The sequence below is a fragment of the Bradyrhizobium sp. RDM12 genome, assembly GCF_051917485.1.
Classification (GTDB): Bacteria; Pseudomonadota; Alphaproteobacteria; order Rhizobiales; family Xanthobacteraceae; genus Bradyrhizobium.
This window is the reverse complement of sequence record NZ_CM133064.1, coordinates 3085093-3102061: the sequence shown is the minus strand read 5'-3', so window position 1 is coordinate 3102061 and position 16969 is coordinate 3085093. Positions and strand designations below refer to the sequence as shown.

Here is a 16969-nt window from a genome sequence, read left to right as displayed (position 1 = left end):
AATGAGGCGCGCTTTATAGATGTGTGATTCGCAATTTGCAACGGGCCCCGCGCGAGATCACGCACGAGTGTTGCATTTCGGGCGCGGCGACCGCCTCACGCTCGACTGTCATGCCCCGGCTTGACCGGGGCATCCAGTACGCCGCGACGTCTCGGTTCAATCACGGCCCGGTCAAGCCGGGCGATGACAGCTAGGCTGTGGCTCGCTCAATGCGCGTCGCCGCCGGCACCGAATGGCGAGGCCGGCCTGTTCAACAGCGTGACCAGGACGCTGAGGCTCAGATAGAACAAGGTCAGAATCAAGAACGCGTCGCCAAAGCTCATCACCACGGCCTGGCGGTGCACGATCTGGCTGAGCTGCTTCATCGCCATCAGCGTCGAGTCCCCAAGCCCCTGAAACTTCTGCTGGAGCATGGTCAGGGTTTCGGTCGCGGTCGCATTGCCCCAGGTCACCCGCTCCTGCAGACGCGTGATGTGCAGGTCGGCGCGAGCGTTGAGCACGGTGTTGATCACGGCGAGCCCGACCGCACCGCCGAGATTGCGCATCAAATTGAACAGGCCGCTGGCATTCTTCACCTTGTCGGGCGGCAGCGTGCCGAGCGCGATGTTGTTGGTCGGCACCATCGCGAACATCATGCCGACGCCGCGCAGGATCTGCGGGATCAAGAGCTCGTAGAAATCGAAGTCGCGCGTGATCCAGGTCATCTGGTAGGAGCCGATCGCGAACACGATCAGGCCGAACGCGATCATGTAGCGCATGTCGAGGCTCGCCATCAGCCGGCCGACCAGCGGCGCCACCAGGAACATGGTGATGCCCGAGACGAACATGGTCTCGCCGATCATCAGCGCGCTGTAGCCGCGCACCTCGGCGAGATAGCGCGGATAGATGTAGGTCAGGCCGTAGAGGCCGATGCCGATGCAGAATTGCAGCGTCGAGCCGACCGCGAAATTGCGGTTGGTGAAGGCGCGCAGATTGACGATCGGCTCGGCCGCCGTGAAGACGCGCACGAAGAAGGCAATCGCCGAGACGGCGCCGATCCAGGCGCAGATCGCCACCGAGGTGTCCTGCAGCCATTCATATTGCGGACCTTCTTCCAGCACGTATTCCAGCGTGCCGAGGAAGCCGGCCATGAAGATCAGGCCCCACCAGTCGAAGCGGTCGAGCAATTCGAGATGCGGCTCGTCGAAATCGACCAGCGCCAGCACGCCCAGGGTGATGCCGATGCCCGGCACGACGTTGATGAAGAACAGCCAGTTCCACGACATCAAATCGGTGATGTAGCCGCCGACCGTCGGGCCGATCGTGGGAGCCAGGGTCGCAACAAGCCCGATGATGGGACCGACGATGTGGAATTTCGAACGCGGGAACACGGTGTAGGCCGAGGCGAACACCGTCGGGATCATGCCGGCGCCGAGAAAGCCCTGGAGCGCGCGCCAGAGGATCATTTCCTCGATGCTGGTGGCGAAACCGCAGAGCAGGCTCGAAATCGTGAAGCCGGCCGCCGAAATCGCGAACAGCAGCCGCGTGCCGAAAGCGCGCGACAGGAATCCCGACAGCGGGATCGCGATCACTTCGGCGATCAGATAGGCGGTCTGAACCCAGGAGACCTCGCTCGAGCTCGCCGACAGGCCAGCCTGGATTTCGCTCAGGGACGCCGAGACGATCTGGATGTCCAGGATCGACATGAACATCCCGAACACCATGATGATGAAAGCGATCAGCCGCTTCGGCGCGATACGCTCCGATCCGGCGGCCGCCATCATGGCAGGTGAAGCAGTCGTGGCATTCGCCATGGTCTGACCTCGCAGCGCCTCGTCGCGCGCTTACTGCGGATGGACCATGGTGGGATCGTCGAGATCGATCTCGCTGTCGGCGTCGGCGGCACCCTTGTTGGTGTCGACCGTCGCGTAGACGGACATGCCGGCGCGGAGCAGGTTCTGCTTGGCAACCGCCTTCGGCACGCGGATGCGGACCGGCACGCGCTGCACGATCTTGGTGAAGTTGCCGGTGGCGTTGTCAGGCGGCAGCAGCGTGAACACCGAGCCGGAGCCCGCCGCGATGCTATCGACGACGCCGGAGAACTTGCGCATGCCGTAGGCATCGACCTTGATCGTCACCGGCTGGCCTGGACGGATGCGCTTGAGCTGGGTTTCCTTGAAATTGGCGTCGATATAGACGTCGTCGAGCGGCACGACATTGCCGAGGCGCTGGCCGACGGCAACGAAGTCGCCGGCGTTGACGAGACGGTTGGAGAAGATGCCGTCGACGGGCGCGCGCACCGCCGCGAAGGCGAGGTCGCGCTCTGCCTTGGCGAGGGTGGTCTTGAGCTCGGCGAGCTGCGCCTGGGCTTCGGCCTGCTGTGCCTTGGCGACATCGACATTGCTCACCGCGACGTCGTAGGCGGCCTGCGCGGCCTTGACCGCGGCGGCGCCCTGGTCGCGACCGGCTTCCGACGTTTCGAAGGTCGCGCGCGAGGCAAAGCCCTTGTTGCTCAGCGCCTGCTGGCGCTCATAGTCGAGATCGGCGCGCTTGAGGCCCGCCTCGGCAGAGACGAGCTGCGCCTTGGCCTGCGCGACCTGGCTGTCGAGCGCCGCGATCTGGCGGCCGATGCGGTCGATGGTGGCCTGCTGTGTCGCGATCCGGGTCGCAGCCGCGTCGACCGCGATCTTGTAGTCGCCATCGTCGATGCGCAGCACGGTGTCGCCGGCATGCACCAGCGTGTTGTCTCGGGCCAGGATCGAGGAGATATGGCCCGCCACGCGCGCGCCCAGCATGGTGTTGTTGGCGCGAACATAAGCGTCGTCGGTGGACACGTAGAAGCGGCCGACCAGCGTGTAATAGCCGGCATAGCCTGCCGCCGCGAGCGCCAGCACGAGGCCGATGCCCATCATGACGAATTTGCGCTTGCCGGATTTCGGCGCGGCAGCGGCGGGTGCGGTCGGGGCCGGCTTGTCGGTCACGGGCTTCTCCGGCGCCTCGCTGGTGCGGCGCTTGGTTTCTTCAGCCACATGAGACCGTACCTGCTCGGCGGATGTCCCGGTCGCAGCTTCACCGTCCGCCGTCGTCACCCACCGCTTCCTGGCGAAGGACGCGCGCAGCCTGGTCTCTCGATGTGGCCATAAAGGCCTCCCCAATAAAAACGCGATCGGGCGCAGCCGTCCCACGGCCGCCGTCCCGCTCGCCCATCCAGAATAGCATTGACCGAACGGTTCGGTCAATATACTTAATGTTCCCGTGCTGACCCTACTGGCCGAATCCTCTATTTGCATTTCCTGGACCGACCGCCGACCCAAAACCTTTCGAGACCCTAAACCAATGGTTGCAGCAAAGCGCGAACAACTGCACGCCCTCCCGGACGAGGACAGCTCCAAGCGGCGCCAGATCCTTGCCGGCGCCCGCAAGGTGTTCATGGATTTGGGCTTTGACGGGGCCAGCATGGGTGAGATCGCGCGCGCGGCCGGCGTCTCCAAGGGCACGCTCTACGTCTACTTCGCCGACAAGAGCGCACTGTTCGAAGCGATCCTCGAGGAGGAAGCGCTCCAGCACGGCCAGGTCGTGTTCAATTTCGACCCCGCCCGCGACGCCGAGACAACGCTGAGGGATTTCGGCGCGGCCTATCTTCATCTGCTCTGCCGGCCCGGCGGCGGATCGGCGATCCGCACCGTGATGGCGATCGCCGAGCGCATGCCCGACGTCGGCCGACGCTATTATTTCCGTGTGCTGGACAAAACCATCAGCCGGCTCTCCGAATATCTCAAAGCCCATGTCGCCCCCGGTGATCTCGCGATCGACGATTGCGACCTTGCCGCCTCGCAGTTCATGGAACTGTGCAAGGCCTCGCTCTTTCTGCCTTTCGTCTTCCAGGCCGCGCCGCCACCGTCGGAAGCGCGCATGATGGACGTGATCGACAGCGCGACGCGGATGTTCCTGGCCGCGTACAAGGCGAAGTAACGGCGGCGGGCCACGCGTTGCGCATGCGGTTCGCCCCGCATTATATTGAGCGCCATGTCCCGTGATCTTCGCCCGCCGGTCGATATCCTCCACTATGAGATAGTCCAGGAACAGGCCTCAGCGCTTGGACGAATGGGCCGCGCGCTCGAACAGGCCCTCGCGGAATTGCGCGCGTTCGACGCCACGCATGCGCGCGCCGAGTTACCGGCCTCGCTGCAACCGGCCCGGCGCAAGCTGGTAATGGCCGCCGGCCAGGCGCTCTGGATGTTCGTGGTGCAACGCGAGGCGACCGGCCTGCGCGACAGCCGCCATATCATGCGGACCTACAACGTCCCGGCCGAGGTGCAGCGATGCATGGGGCTGGCACCGTCGACGGACGTCGGAAAACGCAGGTCATGATCACCCCCGGTCGCCACCGCGCACGTGTGCACGACGCCTGGAGCGAGTTGGCAGTCCGCACCGCAATTGCAGACATCGTTGCCGACGCCAGCGCTGATTTCGATCCCGAGGCATTTTGGCCCGGTCACCCCGGCGACGACGGGGTGGGAGACGGCAATCCCAGCTTCTACTATGGCGCGGCCGGCGTCATCTGGGCGCTCGATTATTTGCATCGTGTCGGCGCCAGCCCTGCCGCAAAAGACTTTCGCGCGGTGCTGCCGAAACTTCTCGAACGGACAACCGCTGGGTTTGAGCGGGTTTCGCCGGCCGGCTATGCCAAGCACGGCTCGCTGCTATTTGGCGACATGGGAGCCGCACTTCTCGCCATGCGCCTTGATCCCACGCCTGGCTTGGCCGATCTCGTCCATGCGCGCGCCGAAGCCAATACCGAACTTCCGATCCGTGAACTGATGTGGGGCATGCCCGGATCGATGCTGGCTGCGATCCGCATGGCCGAGATGACAAGGGAGCCGCGATGGCGTGGCCTGTTCGAAACGCAAGCCGCCCGGCTGCTGGATGAACTGGAGGAAACGCCGCAAGGCCGGCTCTGGACCCAGGATCTGTACGGCGCCAAGGACCGCTGGCTCGGACCTGTGCATGGCTTCGCCGGCAACATCATTCCGTTGCTGCGTGGATGGGACTGGTTGACGCCGGCACAGCAGGCGCAATTGGCCGATGTTGTGCCGCAGACCTTGGCCGCGAATGCGTGGTCGTCCGAGCTCGGAACCAATTGGGGTGCGAGAAGCAAGCGCGAAACGCCCCCGAGCTTGTGTCAGCACTGCCACGGCGCCCCCGGCATGGTGACGACATTTGCCGACGCGCCGTTCGCGACGCCGGACTTTGACGAGCTTCTGCTGGATGCCGGCCGCTTCACCTGGGCCGCCGGACCGCTGACCAAGGGTTCGAACCTGTGCCACGGCACCGGCGGGAACGGCTACGCATTCCTCAAGCTGTACCGCCGCACCAAGGATCCGGTCTGGCTCGACCGTGCGCGCCAATTCGCCATGACGGCCATTGTCCAGTATCGCGGTGCCAAGACGGTCGTTGGCCGCGGACGCTATTCGCTTTGGACCGGCGACGTCGGGCTCGCAATCTATCTCTGGGACTGCATCACCGGGGAGCCGCGCTTCCCCACAATCGACGTGTTCTGATCCAAGCTGTGGCGGCGCCCGGTGCAGCGTTGCGCCCAGGCGAGATCGATTTGCACCTGCGGATGCGTGAGATAGGGGAAGATATCGGGCGCCTGAAATGTGTCGGACTAATCGTCCGCGAACTCGTCTTCCTCGTTGATCTTCTCGTGCTTGCTCCTGCGCGCACCGAGCGCGCCGGTCACGGACGGATCGCGATTGTTCGCATAGGGATTGCGCTGCTGCGCCGCGCGCGGCGACCTCTTCGCCGGAGACTGCGGCCGGCTGGCAGATCAGGCGGCGGCTGGCGCGGCGCATCAGGTCGACGTGAATGTGATCGTAGTGATAGACGTTCGAGCCCGGCGCGAGCACGGTGGTGAAATGCGCGCACGCGCCCGACTGGACGTCGCGCAGAAATCCCTGCTCTTCCGGCATTCCGCGCCAGCCGTCCTTTACGGTGATGCGGCGCCCGTCGGCGAGCACGAAGGCGGCGACATCGAGCGCGTTGCCGAAGGCGTGCTCCGAAATATGGGCATGCGGATTGCCATTCATGCCGCGGCAGGAATAGGCGGAGATCTGCTTGATTTCGACCACGCGGGCGCCGAACCAGCGCATCGCCGAAGGTTGCACGCTGTCGGCGAACCAGCGGTCGAGTTCGGAGACGATCGGACAGGCCAGCGTCGCCGTCGGCTTCACCGCGACGGGACCGACAGCGGTGACGGGATTGCCCTGCGCCGGACCGAGCCGGGGCGGCTGCTGCTGCGCGGGGCCTGCGAATAGGGTGCCGGCCCCGGCTGCCGCGCCGGATAGCTCGGCGCATTCATGTAGCGCGCGGCGCCCGCGGCGTCGGCGCCTTCGGGCGGCAGGTCGATTTCGTCGTCCCGCGGGGCCACGCCGGGCGCGCTGAGCGACACCGGGCCGGACGAGGCGCCATAGCCGGACGGCTGGCGCACCGCGCTCTCGGGATAGTTCGACCGCTGCGGATAGCTGGACGCCGGATAATTCGATTGCGGCTGCGTCACCGGCCAGCGCGGCTGGTTGCCGATACTGCCAGGCGGGCGCAGTTCCTCATCGGCGAAACCGTAGCTGCTCGATCCCTCGCCGATCGCTGCGACCTTCAGCGGAAACTCGGCGCCGCACATGCCGGGGCCGGAGATCGGCTCAATCCGGACGATGTCAGGGCTCTCCTTCACGGCGCCCGATTTCAGGCACGCCGCTTCGGCCTCGGCCCGCCACGGTTCACGTTCGGCCTGGAACAAGCCGCGTCCGCAACCCGCGAGCGAAACAAGGACGATGGAGCCGACGAGATACAAACGAACTCCGCGCGTCATGCGCGCAGGTTCGGTGAATTTACTTAAAGACTCTTCAACGTGTCGATTTCAACCTTCCTTTACCATGACGCGTCCGCGGCCGCGGGTGAACGACAGAGGGCTGACTTTTCCAACCGTGAGTTTCTGTTAACCATGACGCTCGCGCGCGAGGCGGCGCCGATCGGCGTGTGGGCGACCGAAGAGAACAAGGGCAACGTCCGCCTTGAACAGTGCGGCACCAATCTCTGCGGCTATGCCGAGAAATCCAACGAGCGGATCCTGATCAACATGAAGCTCGACGGCGCCAAGTGGAGCGGCCGCATCCACGATCCCGATTCCGGCCGCAACTACGACTCGACGATCGCGATGAAGGGCCCGAACGCGATGCGCGTGCAGGGCTGCGCCTTCGGCGGCATGTTCTGCGGCGGTCGGACCTGGAAGCGGGTGGGCTAAAACTGACGCGGTCGCAACGGCATACGTTGGCGTTCGAACGTTCGCCCGTCCCGTGCGACAGACGTTCATCCGCCATTCAGCCAGCTCCGGCTGATATCGGCCGATCTCGCCTCGTGTTCTCACCGGAACCTCACTTGTGACTTTGATGGTGGCTTGGCGCCGCGTCGTATTTGCTTTGCCGCTGCTGGCGCTGCCGCTGGCCGGCGCGGACAGGGCATGCGCGTCCGACGCAATCGAGTTCGCGCAAGCCCAGGCGCAAGCGCAGCCGCAGGCACAACCGACGCCCGCGCCATCCGCCTCGCCTGCGCCCGCGACCGATGCGCAGCCCACCGCCGTCGAGCCGATCGGCAACGTCGCGACGGTGACGGGGATCGCGACCGTGATCCGCGACAAGAACTCCTACCCGCTGAAGGTGCGCGACGACATCTATCTCAACGACGTCGTGCAGACATCCTCGAGCTCCTCGCTCGGCATCACCTTCAACGACGCCACCACGTTCAATCTCTCCGCCGGCTCCAAGATCACCATCGACAATTACGTCTATGAGGACGGCGGCAAGCAGAACTCGGCGATCTACGACATCGGCAAGGGCACGGTCGCATTCGTCGCGGCGGCGGTAGCGAAGACCGGCGACATGAAGATCGCAACCCCGACCGCAACGCTCGGCATTCGCGGCACCACCGGCGTCGTCGACGTGCCTGAGAACGCGACCGCGAACACCGCGAATAACGTCAACATCAAACTCTATCCCGACGCCGACGGCCGGGTCGGCCATATCGACGTCAATGACCGTGCCAGCGGCACGCGGCTCGGCGCGCTGACGCAAGCCTCGAGCGGCTTTGCGATCCGGCCCGGTGCGGCCGGCCCGGGCGGCATGCGCTTTGCCGCGGTGCCGATCACGATTCCGCCGCAGCAGATCGCGCGCGACCGCGGTTTCGTCAGCCAGGTGCACGCGGCGCAGACCACCGGTCGCCAGATCGTCACCGAGCAGCGCGACTTCCGCCGCGCCAATCCGGCCGCGATCAGCCGCATTCCGCGACCGGCGCAGCCGCCGCAGCAACAGCAATTGCGTCCGAACCAGCAGCCGCAGCGGCCGAATGGCCAGCCGGGTCAGAACAACCGTCCGGGCGTGCAGCAGCCGCAGCGCCAGGGGCAACGCGGCGCGACACGGCCAGGCACGCCGCGCGCAGGCCAAGGTCAGCAGCAGCAGGGCACTGGACAGCCGGCTGCCCAGCCACGTACCGGACAACGCACGCAGAGGCAGCGACAGCAAAGCGGACAATCTCCGCAAGCGCCCGGAGCAGTCACGCCTCAGCCCGGCACGACGCCACAGCCGCAAACGCCGCGCACCGGATTGCAACCCGCAACACAGCCGCAACAAGGCGCAGCGCCACGCCAGCCCGGCTTGCAGCAGCACCTCCCCGCCGCGCCCCGCAAGCCCCGCCGGCGCCGAGGGAAAAGAAGAAGCGATAGATTGGCGAGCGTGCCTCCCCGTCATTGCGAGCGTAGCGAAGATTCCATGGGGAGTGGATAGCAGCCAAGTCTGAGGCCAGACTGAGGTTGCTGAAACACTCAACCTGGAGACAATGATGTTGCTCGATCATCCTTCCGACGGACTGGCCGCTATCCGCACGCAGTTTGGCGCAATTTTCGTGTCATTGGAACTGAGCCGCTCGACATGGCTGGTGACCTCGCTGTCGCCCGGCAAGGGCGAGAAGATGTCGAAGCGCAGCGTGGAGGCCGGCGATCTTGCGGAACTCTTGAAGCTGTTTGCGGAGCTGAAGCGCAAGGCACAGGCGCGAACGGGTGAGAGCTATCCGATCATCACGATCCAGGAGGCGGGGCTGGACGGGTTCTGGCTGCACCGCGCTTTGCAGCAGGAAGGCATCGAGAGCCACGTGGTCGATCCGGCCTCGATTGCGACGCCGCGCCGGCGCAGGCGGGCCAAGACGGATCGGCTCGATGGCGAGACGCTGTTGCGGGCGCTTCTGGCCTATAAGCGCGGCGAGCCGCGGGTCTGCGCGATGGTGGTGGCGCCCTCTCCGGAAGCGGAGGACCGCCGCAGGCTTTGCCGCGAGCGGCGGACATTGATCGCCGAGCGGATCGAGCATGTGAACCGGATCAAGGGCGTTCTGTTCGCGCAAGGGATATTCGGCTACGTGCCGCTGCGGCGCGATCGACGGGCACGGCTCGAAGCCTTGCGGACCGGAGATGGGCGCATGCTGCCGGCGCATCTGAAGGCCCAGATCAGCCGCGAGCTCGATCGTCTCGAACTGCTGCTCGACCAGATCGCGGCGGTGGAGCGCGAGCAGGAGGCGTTGCTGGTCGTGAGCAAGCCAGCCGGGGAGAAGGCGGATCCCGTCACGATGCTGCTCGCCCTGAAGAGCATGGGCCCGAACTTCGCGGCCGTTCTCTGGACGGAGGCGTTCTGGCGGCAATTCGCCAACCGCCGTCAGGTTGCGTCCTATGCCGGTCTTGCGGCCACGCCATGGCGGAGCGGCGGCATCGAGCGCGAACAAGGGGTGTCGAAGGCCGGCAATCCGCGGCTGAGGACCACGATGATCCAGCTCGCCTGGTTGTGGATACGCCACCAGCCTCAATCGGCGCTGACCCAGTGGTTCAAGGCCAACAGCCAGCGCGGCCGCAAGCGCACGATCGTGGCGCTGGCCCGCAAGCTGCTCGTGGCCTTGTGGAAGTACGTGACCGCCGGCGTCGTGATCGAGGGAGCCGTGATGAAGACCGTCGCCTGATGCAACGCTTCCCGCAGCCTTAAAACCAATCAGCCGAGGAACGATCAGCCTCGGCCGATCCGGGGTGGACGAACCGATGGATTGCATGGCTTCAAACGCCGCAACGAAGAATGGTCCCGTCCTCTCGAGCCTGCCCGCCGCAAGCGGAATGTTGGTGCAGTCGCTACCGCGCGACGACCGGATGTGAGTTTGATCTGGCACGCAAAACCAGATTGTCAAAACCGGCTCGACCCTGAGATCGCTGAACCATAAGGAGGAGTTCGCCCGCGGCCTCCCGACCACACAAGCCTGATGGCGTGCTCGATCACGTCAAGGTCAAGCCGCTGCGCGGCGGCTCTAACGAGCCGACCTTGACGCGATCTCCGCGCGCCATCCGAAACATCCCGCGGTCGGGACGAAGAGCTGGCCTGCAATCGAACAAAGAGCTGAACAACCGCCTTGACACACCTAATCCCCATGTGAGCAATCCAGAGTCCCTCCGCAGAAAAGATTCTGGATTGCTTCGCTGCGCTCGCAATGACGACTTGGTGGGAGCTGACGCGAATACGATCATGCTGACTTGCGGATACGCGCCTTCACCTACAGGCAGAGGCGAAGCAATCTCACGCCTCGCCGCGCAACCAGGCCCGCACCTTCTGCAGCAGGCCGTGCCGCAGCTCGTCGACGGAGGCAGCCTCGGCCGGCGTCAGCGTCTGCAAGGCCGCATCGATCTCGTCGGCGGCCAGCGTCGGCGTCGGCTCCGGCGCGGATGACGATGCAAGCCCGGCCGCGGCGATCGCGATCGGGCCGACCTGGGTGAGGAACGCGCGCTCATATTCACGCGAGGCGCGCGAGCGCGTCGTCCAGCGTCAGCCAGTCGACCGCCTTGATGTCGTTCATGAGCTTGCGGACGGGACCGCCACCGGCCTCCATCCGCCAGAAATGCACGATCTTGATGGGGCCGCCGGACTGGTAGGCGATCGTGCCCAGAAACTCGTGCACGACCACGTCATGGCCGGTCTCCTCCAGCACCTCGCGGTGCGCGGCTTGCTTCGGCGTCTCGCTATCGTCGAGCTTGCCCTTGGGCAACACCCATTCATTGCGCTTGCGCTGGCGCACGACCGCGATCAGCGGCGTGTCGCCACGCCGCAGCACAATACCACCCGCCGCCATCACCGGCGCCCGTGCCATGCCAAAATCCGTGTCGATCGAATTGTCCCGGCGGAGGATATAGGCGGCCGAGACGGCGGATTGAAGGCTAGTTTTTCCTCAGCAGCGCTTGACCGGCACGGATGCGCGTGCCCTCGCCAATGCCGTCGCAAAGGTAAAATCGCCGGGCGCGAGGATGATGATGGTCGACCCGTGCTCGAACCAGCCGAGCTCCTCGCCTTTGGTCACGTTGACGTCGCAGGGGAAATTGATCGGCCCCTTGGTCTGCGCATTCAGCACCATGTCGAGGAAGTGCAGGCGGATACTCGCGACCAGGATCGCGGCGACCGGCACCAGCGTCACCGCCTCGCCGGTCGCGAGATGCGTGCGGATCACCGCACGCTCGTTCTTGCAGAACAGACGCTCGACCCGCTTCAGCGCGATCGGATTGACGTTCCAGACGTCGCCATGGATCAGCGTGACGCGCTCGATATGCGCATCGAACGGTGCGTGGAAGCGGTGATACATGCTCGAGGTCAACCGCAGCGTGACGAAGCTTCCGTTGCGGTGCTGCTCGACCAGCGCGGGGTCGCCAAGCAGGTCGAGCAGCGAATAGGGCGCGCCCTTGACCTGGAACAGTTCGGTGTCGGCAATCCGGCCGTGGGCGCCGACGATGCCGTCCGAGGGACTGGCGACCACCGACGGATCCGGATCAAACGGCCGCAGACCCGGCTTGAGCTCACGGGTGAAGCAATCGTGCAGACTCCTGAAATGGTCCTTCTTTGCCTCGGACAGATCAAGGTCGGAAAACAGCTTCCACAGCGCGATCGAGAAATCCCTGACAAGCGGGTTCTCGATCTTGGAGAACCAGCCCATGAAGCGGGTCAAGCCTGCGCGCGGGATGCGGTTGGTCAACAGGAAGTTGAGGTCTTCCTGCTGGGTGAAGGAGGCGATGAGGGCTTTGACTGTCATGAATCTGTCAGCTCGCAGTATTAGCGCTTGTTGTCATGGAAACGACACTCCCGATTCTCTCATTTTCCGTGGCCGCCGCAGCCTCCGCTGCCGCCGCCTTCCCGAAGCTCACGGCGCGGATCGCATTGTCCCGCGCCAAGCACCGCTCGCTCGCCGGGCACTCCAAGATGTCGCGCCGGGTGGCAAAGCTGCTGCCGTTCTACGAGTTCGAAGGCGACAAATATTTCGGCTGCGACGGCGCGCCTGACAACGTGGTGATGCAGCGCAAGGAGGCCTTCTTCCGCCTCGCGGCGCTCTATGCCGAGCGGTATCCCAAGGGCCGCGCGATGACGAAGGAAGCGGCCGAGACGATCTCCGACCTCAACTTCACCGAGACCTATCGCGTGCCGTTCCAGTTCTCGCGTCTCGTCCGGGAACATCTGGGCACCTCGACCTTCATGGAGTCCTCGAGCGGCGTCACCGTCACGGATGTCGACGGCAACACCTCGTACGACCTCACCGGGTCCTACGGCGTCAACATCTTTGGCAATGACTTCTACAAGGAGTGCATCGAAGGCTCCGAGAAGCGGGCGCACGCGCTCGGCCCGGTGCTGGGCCCCTATCATCCCGTCATCCTCGACAACGTGCAGCGGCTCTGCCGAATCTCGGGTCTCGACGAAGTCTCCTTCCACATGTCCGGCACCGAAGCGGTGATGCAGACGGTGCGGCTCGCGCGCTACCACACCAGGCGTTCGCATCTCGTTCGCTTCGCAGGCGCCTATCACGGCTGGTGGGGCGACGTGCAGCCCGGCGTCGGCAATCCCATTCCCGCGCACGAAACCTACACCCTCGCCGAGATGTCGGAGAAGACGCTGCATGTGCTGCGCACGCGCAAGGACATTGCCTGCGTGCTGGTCAATCCGCTGCAGGGGCTGCACCCGAACGTCAACGCGCCCGGCGATTCCTCGCTGGTCGACAGCTCCCGCGGCAGCAATTTCGACCGCGTGGCCTACACCGAATGGCTGAAGCAGCTCCGCGAGGTCTGCACCGAGCGTGGCATCGTGCTGATCTTCGACGAGGTCTTCGTCGGCTTTCGTCTCGCCGCCGGCGGCGCCCAGGAATATTTCGGCGTCAAGGCCGACATGGTGACCTACGGCAAGAGCCTCGCCGGCGGCCTGCCGGTCGGCGTCGTCTGCGGCAAACGCGAGTTGATGCGCCGCTTCCGCGATGATCGTCCCGCCGACATCTGCTTCGCGCGCGGCACCTTCAACTCGCATCCCTACGTCATGACGGCGATGGACGAGTTCTTGAGCCGGCTCGCCAGCCCGAACTTCCGCGCGATCTACGATGGCCTGGATGCGACCTGGAACGGCCGCGCGCAAAAGCTCAACCAGATGATGAGCGACGCCGACCTGCCGGTCCGGTTCGCCAACTTCTCGTCGATCTGGACGGTGAAATACACCACGCCGTCCCGCTACAACTGGATGCTGCAATATTACTTGCGCGCCGAAGGCCTGTCGCTGAGCTGGGTCGGCACCGGACGGCTGATCTTCAGCCTCAACTACACCGATGCCGACTTCACTGAGGTCGCCGACCGCTTCGTCCGCGCCGCCAGAAAGATGAAGGCAGGCGGCTTCTGGTGGCACGACGGCGCGCTCACCAACAAGAACATCAAGCGGCAGATCCTGAAAGAGATGCTGGCCAAGCGCTTCGGGCGCTGAGGTCGCCGCCTTCTCCCCGAACACCGCACGCGCTTCTCCCTCGCCCCGCTTGCGGGGAGAGGGTTCGGGTGAGGGGGACTCTCCGCGCGCGCGGTTAGAGTTCGTGGACACCCTGCTGGCAACGCCCCTGTGGAGAGCCCCCTCACCCGAATTTGCGCTGCGCGCAAATTCGACCTCTCCCGCACGCGGGGAGGTGAAGAAACCGCCCTCAAGACGTGGATGCCCGGGACAGGCCCGGGCATGACGTAACCATCAGACATCGGAGTGGTCGGTGTGCGCGGCGCGCTCAGGCGTGCTGCTCTTCGAGCGCCGGCTCGGAGATGAGGCCCAGCGTGTGCTCGGGGTTGAGGTGCAGGCCGGGATCCATCAGCTCGCCGCGCATCAAGGCGAGCGGAGCGCTGCGATAGAGCATCAGATCGTGGAAGGGGTCCGTCAGGATCTTGGTCATCCAGACGAGACCGGTCTCGACGTCGCGGATGAAGAACAGGTGCACGGTGCGGAACAGGAGACCGCCGCCGCCGATCACGAGCCAGATCTTGGCGACCTGCCGCATGAAATCGGCCGCGGAAGCCCACGGCGTGAATAGGCCGAACAGCGTCGGATCGACAACCAGCACCAGCGGCGACAGCGCCCAGATCGCCATCAGCACCACCTTGCGCTGCAGGTTGTAGCCGACCTTGATGTCTTCCTTGTACTCGTGCGTCGCCTGGTTGATGTGGTCGTAATCGTGCGGCTCGAAGAAGAAATGACCGGCCTGGCGCGAGGTCATCGAGACCATCCAGCCGACCAGCGCCGAGATCATGGGATCGACGAACAGCCAGAGATAGGCAAAGAGAAAGCTCAGCGCGCTGACGAAGTGCAGGCTCTGATTGATACGGCTGTGGTGATAGTAGCGATGGTCGTCCCAGCGCTGGATCCGCAGCTGCTCGAGATAATTCTTGATCATGCTCTCCCCCAAAATGCTTTCGGGTTCAGGATTTACAGGGATTCGATGTAGGTCGTGTGACATCATCATTTTGTCATGTAACGATGTGTGCAGCGACACGATGACGCACGGGTTACCTTCTCCCCTCACCCTGAGGAGCTTGCGAAGCAAGCGTCTGGGCGAGCCCCGCTGACAGCCGGGCCTCCATGGGACGCGCGCAAGGGCGCGCTCCTCACCATGAGGGGCAACAACAATTCAGGCCGCCTTGGCGACGCCGACCTTGCGGAAGCGCACCAGCGAGAAATGGCCCAGCGGCGGAATCAGGCGGCGCTCGGCAAGCTCGATACCCTTGGCGCCGGCGAGCCATTTGGCATAGCGCGACCAGGCGAACTCGGCGGTGCGGAAGCCGAGCGGGCGCACCACCGGCTGGAGCTTCTGCTCGATGAAGCGGCGCATGCCGGTATCGGCGCTGACGCGGGTGAGGATGATGAGCTCGCCGCCCGGGCGCAGCACGCGGGCGAATTCGTCGAGCGCGACTTCCGGATTCGGCACGGCGGTGACGACATACTGCGCCATCACGACGTCGAAGGAATTGTCGGGGAATTCGAGATTCTCGGCGTCCATGACCGCGAGGCCCTCGACGTTCTTCAGCTTGCCTTCGGTGACGCGCTGGCGCGCCTTGTCGAGCATCGCTTCCGAAATGTCGGTGCCGAAGATACGCAAGTTCGGGGCATAAAGCGGCAGCGAGATGCCGGTGCCGACACCGACCTCGAGCACGCGGCCGCCGATCTTGTTGGTGGCTGCGATCGCGGCCTGACGGCCCTTGGCGAACACACCGCCGAACACGAGATCGTAGACCGGCGCCCAGCGATCATAGGCCTGCTCGACCGTGCCGCGGGTGAGATCGAGCTGCTGGGCGCCGTCAAGGTTCATGATCTTAGCCATCGATGAGGTTCTCGCTGTGGGTCAAAATATGGATCAGCCGCGCACCGGCCGCCGCGCCATGCGAGGCGAGGCGCGCAGGATGCGGCTGGGCTGGAGTGAGGTGAGATTGCCGACGAACTGGCGCGCGCTGTTCTCCCAGGAGCGCTCCAGCGCGAAATTGCGGCAGGTCTCGCGCGACATGGTGAGTGCGCGCAGACAGGCGGCGCGCAGATCGTTATCGATCGCGCCGATCGGGTGATCGGCGATGACGTCCTTCGGTCCGGTCACCGGAAACGCCGCAACCGGCGTGCCGCAGGCGAGCGCTTCGAGTTGCACCACGCCGAACGTGTCGGTGAGGCTCGGGAACACGAAAACGTCGGCGGCGGCGAGATGCGCGGTCAGATCCGCGCCCTTTTTCTCGCCGAGGAAGACGGCGTCGGGATATTTCTTCTCGAGCGCGGCCTTCTGCGGGCCGTCACCGACGACGACCTTGGTGCCGGGCAGATCGAGCGAAAGGAACGCCTCGAGATTCTTCTCCACCGCGACGCGGCCCATGGTCATGAAGATCGGGCCAGGCAGGTCGAGCTTGGCCGGAGAATCAGGATGGAACAGCTCGGTGTTGACGCCGCGCCCCCAGAAGCCGAGCCGCTTGAAGCCGCGCCCCGACAGCTCCTGCCGCAGCGACGGCGTCGCCACCATGGTCATGGCGGCGGCATCGTGGAAGTGGCGCAGCACGGCGTAGCCTACGGCATCGGGGATGCCGGTCCGCACCGAGACGTATTCCGGAAAGCGCGTCGTGTAGGAGGTGGTGAAGGCGAGACCGTTGCGGCGGCAATAGGCGCGCGCGGCCCACCCGATCGGGCCTTCGGTTGCGATATGCAGCGCTTCGGGCGCGGCCTTCTCGATCCGCCGTGCGATCTCCTTACCCGCAGGCAGCGCGATGCGCAGGCCCGGATAGGTCGGCAACGGCCAGGACCGGAAGCCGTCCGGCGTCAGGAAGTCGATCTCGACATCGAGGGCCTTGGCGGCGGCCGCCAGCGAGGTCAGCGTCCGGACCACACCGTTGACCTGCGGATGCCAGGCGTCAGTCGCGATTAATACCCGCATGGGGAAATCCCGAGAGTTTGATGATTCTCGGCTTAGGACCATCAACCACGGATATTTCAGGCGTGTGACGTCACATAAGTGTCGGCGCGCTGTTTTGATCGTTAACGGCGTGGCCGGGCCACGAAACGGTCATGAAACAATCCTTGCCACGACGAAACCGTTTTCGGTTTTACGTGCAAACGTC

At 64.8% G+C, this 16969-nt stretch carries 10 protein-coding genes and 5 pseudogenes; 7 read left to right on the top strand and 8 right to left on the bottom strand.

All coding sequences use genetic code 11. The features are described from left to right. Positions 1 to 206: 206 nt before the first annotated feature. Together ACTGJ9_RS15085 and ACTGJ9_RS15080 are read right to left on the bottom strand one after the other, a co-directional pair. The gene (locus ACTGJ9_RS15085) at positions 207 to 1793 is read right to left on the bottom strand and encodes a DHA2 family efflux MFS transporter permease subunit (protein ID WP_456677688.1); all 1587 of its coding nucleotides are present in this window, start codon (positions 1791 to 1793) and stop codon (positions 207 to 209) included. Positions 1794 to 1823: 30 nt separating this feature from the next. Beyond that, entirely contained in the window at positions 1824 to 3068 is a 1245-nt protein-coding gene (locus ACTGJ9_RS15080) for an HlyD family efflux transporter periplasmic adaptor subunit (protein WP_456677687.1), read from the bottom strand. Between the two features lie 247 nt (positions 3069 to 3315). Here ACTGJ9_RS15080 and ACTGJ9_RS15075 point away from each other — a divergent pair, with 247 nt between their 5' ends. Genes ACTGJ9_RS15075 through ACTGJ9_RS15065 form a run of 3 tightly spaced genes read left to right on the top strand, consistent with a single transcriptional unit; the run spans position 3316 to position 5540 of the window. Further along, entirely contained in the window at positions 3316 to 3951 is a 636-nt protein-coding gene (locus tag ACTGJ9_RS15075; RefSeq protein WP_456677686.1) for a TetR/AcrR family transcriptional regulator, read from the top strand. 54 nt (positions 3952 to 4005) lie between these two features. After that, positions 4006 to 4350 carry a DUF6665 family protein gene (locus tag ACTGJ9_RS15070; protein ID WP_456677685.1) on the top strand — a complete coding sequence of 115 codons (345 nt, stop codon included), beginning with the start codon at positions 4006 to 4008 and terminating at the stop codon, positions 4348 to 4350. After that, positions 4347 to 5540 (top strand): lanthionine synthetase C family protein, encoded by a 1194-nt coding sequence (locus tag ACTGJ9_RS15065; protein ID WP_456677684.1) that lies wholly within the window; start codon positions 4347 to 4349, stop codon positions 5538 to 5540. Before ACTGJ9_RS15070 ends, ACTGJ9_RS15065 begins: the two co-directional genes overlap by 4 nt. A gap of 107 nt (positions 5541 to 5647) precedes the next feature. Here the strand turns inward: ACTGJ9_RS15065 and ACTGJ9_RS15060 are convergent. Further along, positions 5648 to 6847 (bottom strand): annotated as a pseudogene (locus ACTGJ9_RS15060) (extensin-like domain-containing protein). A 156-nt stretch (positions 6848 to 7003) separates the two neighbouring features. Between ACTGJ9_RS15060 and ACTGJ9_RS15055 the strand changes: the two are divergent. The 3 genes and pseudogenes from ACTGJ9_RS15055 to ACTGJ9_RS15045 all read left to right on the top strand — a co-directional run. Then, a pseudogene (locus tag ACTGJ9_RS15055) lies at positions 7004 to 7279 on the top strand (DUF2147 domain-containing protein); the annotation flags it as partial. A gap of 145 nt (positions 7280 to 7424) precedes the next feature. Continuing rightward, a pseudogene (locus ACTGJ9_RS15050) lies at positions 7425 to 8752 on the top strand (FecR domain-containing protein). Positions 8753 to 8865: 113 nt separating this feature from the next. Then, positions 8866 to 10029: an IS110 family RNA-guided transposase gene (locus ACTGJ9_RS15045; RefSeq protein ID WP_456673537.1), complete on the top strand. Its 1164-nt coding sequence runs from the start codon at positions 8866 to 8868 to the stop codon at positions 10027 to 10029. A gap of 602 nt (positions 10030 to 10631) precedes the next feature. Here the strand turns inward: ACTGJ9_RS15045 and ACTGJ9_RS15040 are convergent. Both ACTGJ9_RS15040 and asd read right to left on the bottom strand, forming a co-directional pair. Next, positions 10632 to 11199: pseudogene (locus tag ACTGJ9_RS15040) on the bottom strand (NUDIX hydrolase). Between the two features lie 67 nt (positions 11200 to 11266). Next, positions 11267 to 12129: pseudogene (asd, locus tag ACTGJ9_RS15035) on the bottom strand (archaetidylserine decarboxylase). Between the two features lie 35 nt (positions 12130 to 12164). Between asd and ACTGJ9_RS15030 the strand changes: the two are divergent. Beyond that, positions 12165 to 13829, top strand: coding sequence for an aminotransferase class III-fold pyridoxal phosphate-dependent enzyme (locus ACTGJ9_RS15030; protein ID WP_456677683.1), 1665 nt, complete (start codon positions 12165 to 12167; stop codon positions 13827 to 13829). Positions 13830 to 14115: 286 nt separating this feature from the next. On the opposite strand, the gene ACTGJ9_RS15025 is transcribed toward ACTGJ9_RS15030, so the two are convergent. From ACTGJ9_RS15025 to ACTGJ9_RS15015, 3 genes are all read right to left on the bottom strand, one after another. Then, entirely contained in the window at positions 14116 to 14775 is a 660-nt protein-coding gene (locus ACTGJ9_RS15025; protein WP_456677682.1) for a hypothetical protein, read from the bottom strand. Positions 14776 to 15009: 234 nt separating this feature from the next. Next, the gene (locus ACTGJ9_RS15020) at positions 15010 to 15699 is read right to left on the bottom strand and encodes a methyltransferase domain-containing protein (protein ID WP_456677681.1); all 690 of its coding nucleotides are present in this window, start codon (positions 15697 to 15699) and stop codon (positions 15010 to 15012) included. Between the two features lie 33 nt (positions 15700 to 15732). Next, positions 15733 to 16785, bottom strand: a complete 1053-nt coding sequence (locus ACTGJ9_RS15015) for a glycosyltransferase family 4 protein (protein WP_456677680.1) — start codon at positions 16783 to 16785, stop codon at positions 15733 to 15735. Between the last annotated feature and the right edge of the window lie 184 nt (positions 16786 to 16969).

What these genes read in the sequence shown, in the direction of transcription:
- ACTGJ9_RS15085 (WP_456677688.1), bottom strand. Translation starts at nt 1,793, where the DNA reads ATGGCGAATGCCACGACTGCTTCACCTGCCATGATGGCGGCCGCCGGA.
- ACTGJ9_RS15015 (WP_456677680.1), bottom strand. Translation starts at nt 16,785, where the DNA reads ATGCGGGTATTAATCGCGACTGACGCCTGGCATCCGCAGGTCAACGGT.
- ACTGJ9_RS15065 (WP_456677684.1), top strand. Translation starts at nt 4,347, where the DNA reads ATGATCACCCCCGGTCGCCACCGCGCACGTGTGCACGACGCCTGGAGC.
- ACTGJ9_RS15030 (WP_456677683.1), top strand. Translation starts at nt 12,165, where the DNA reads ATGGAAACGACACTCCCGATTCTCTCATTTTCCGTGGCCGCCGCAGCC.
- ACTGJ9_RS15045 (WP_456673537.1), top strand. Translation starts at nt 8,866, where the DNA reads ATGATGTTGCTCGATCATCCTTCCGACGGACTGGCCGCTATCCGCACG.
- ACTGJ9_RS15075 (WP_456677686.1), top strand. Translation starts at nt 3,316, where the DNA reads ATGGTTGCAGCAAAGCGCGAACAACTGCACGCCCTCCCGGACGAGGAC.
- ACTGJ9_RS15020 (WP_456677681.1), bottom strand. Translation starts at nt 15,699, where the DNA reads ATGGCTAAGATCATGAACCTTGACGGCGCCCAGCAGCTCGATCTCACC.
- ACTGJ9_RS15070 (WP_456677685.1), top strand. Translation starts at nt 4,006, where the DNA reads ATGTCCCGTGATCTTCGCCCGCCGGTCGATATCCTCCACTATGAGATA.
- ACTGJ9_RS15025 (WP_456677682.1), bottom strand. Translation starts at nt 14,775, where the DNA reads ATGATCAAGAATTATCTCGAGCAGCTGCGGATCCAGCGCTGGGACGAC.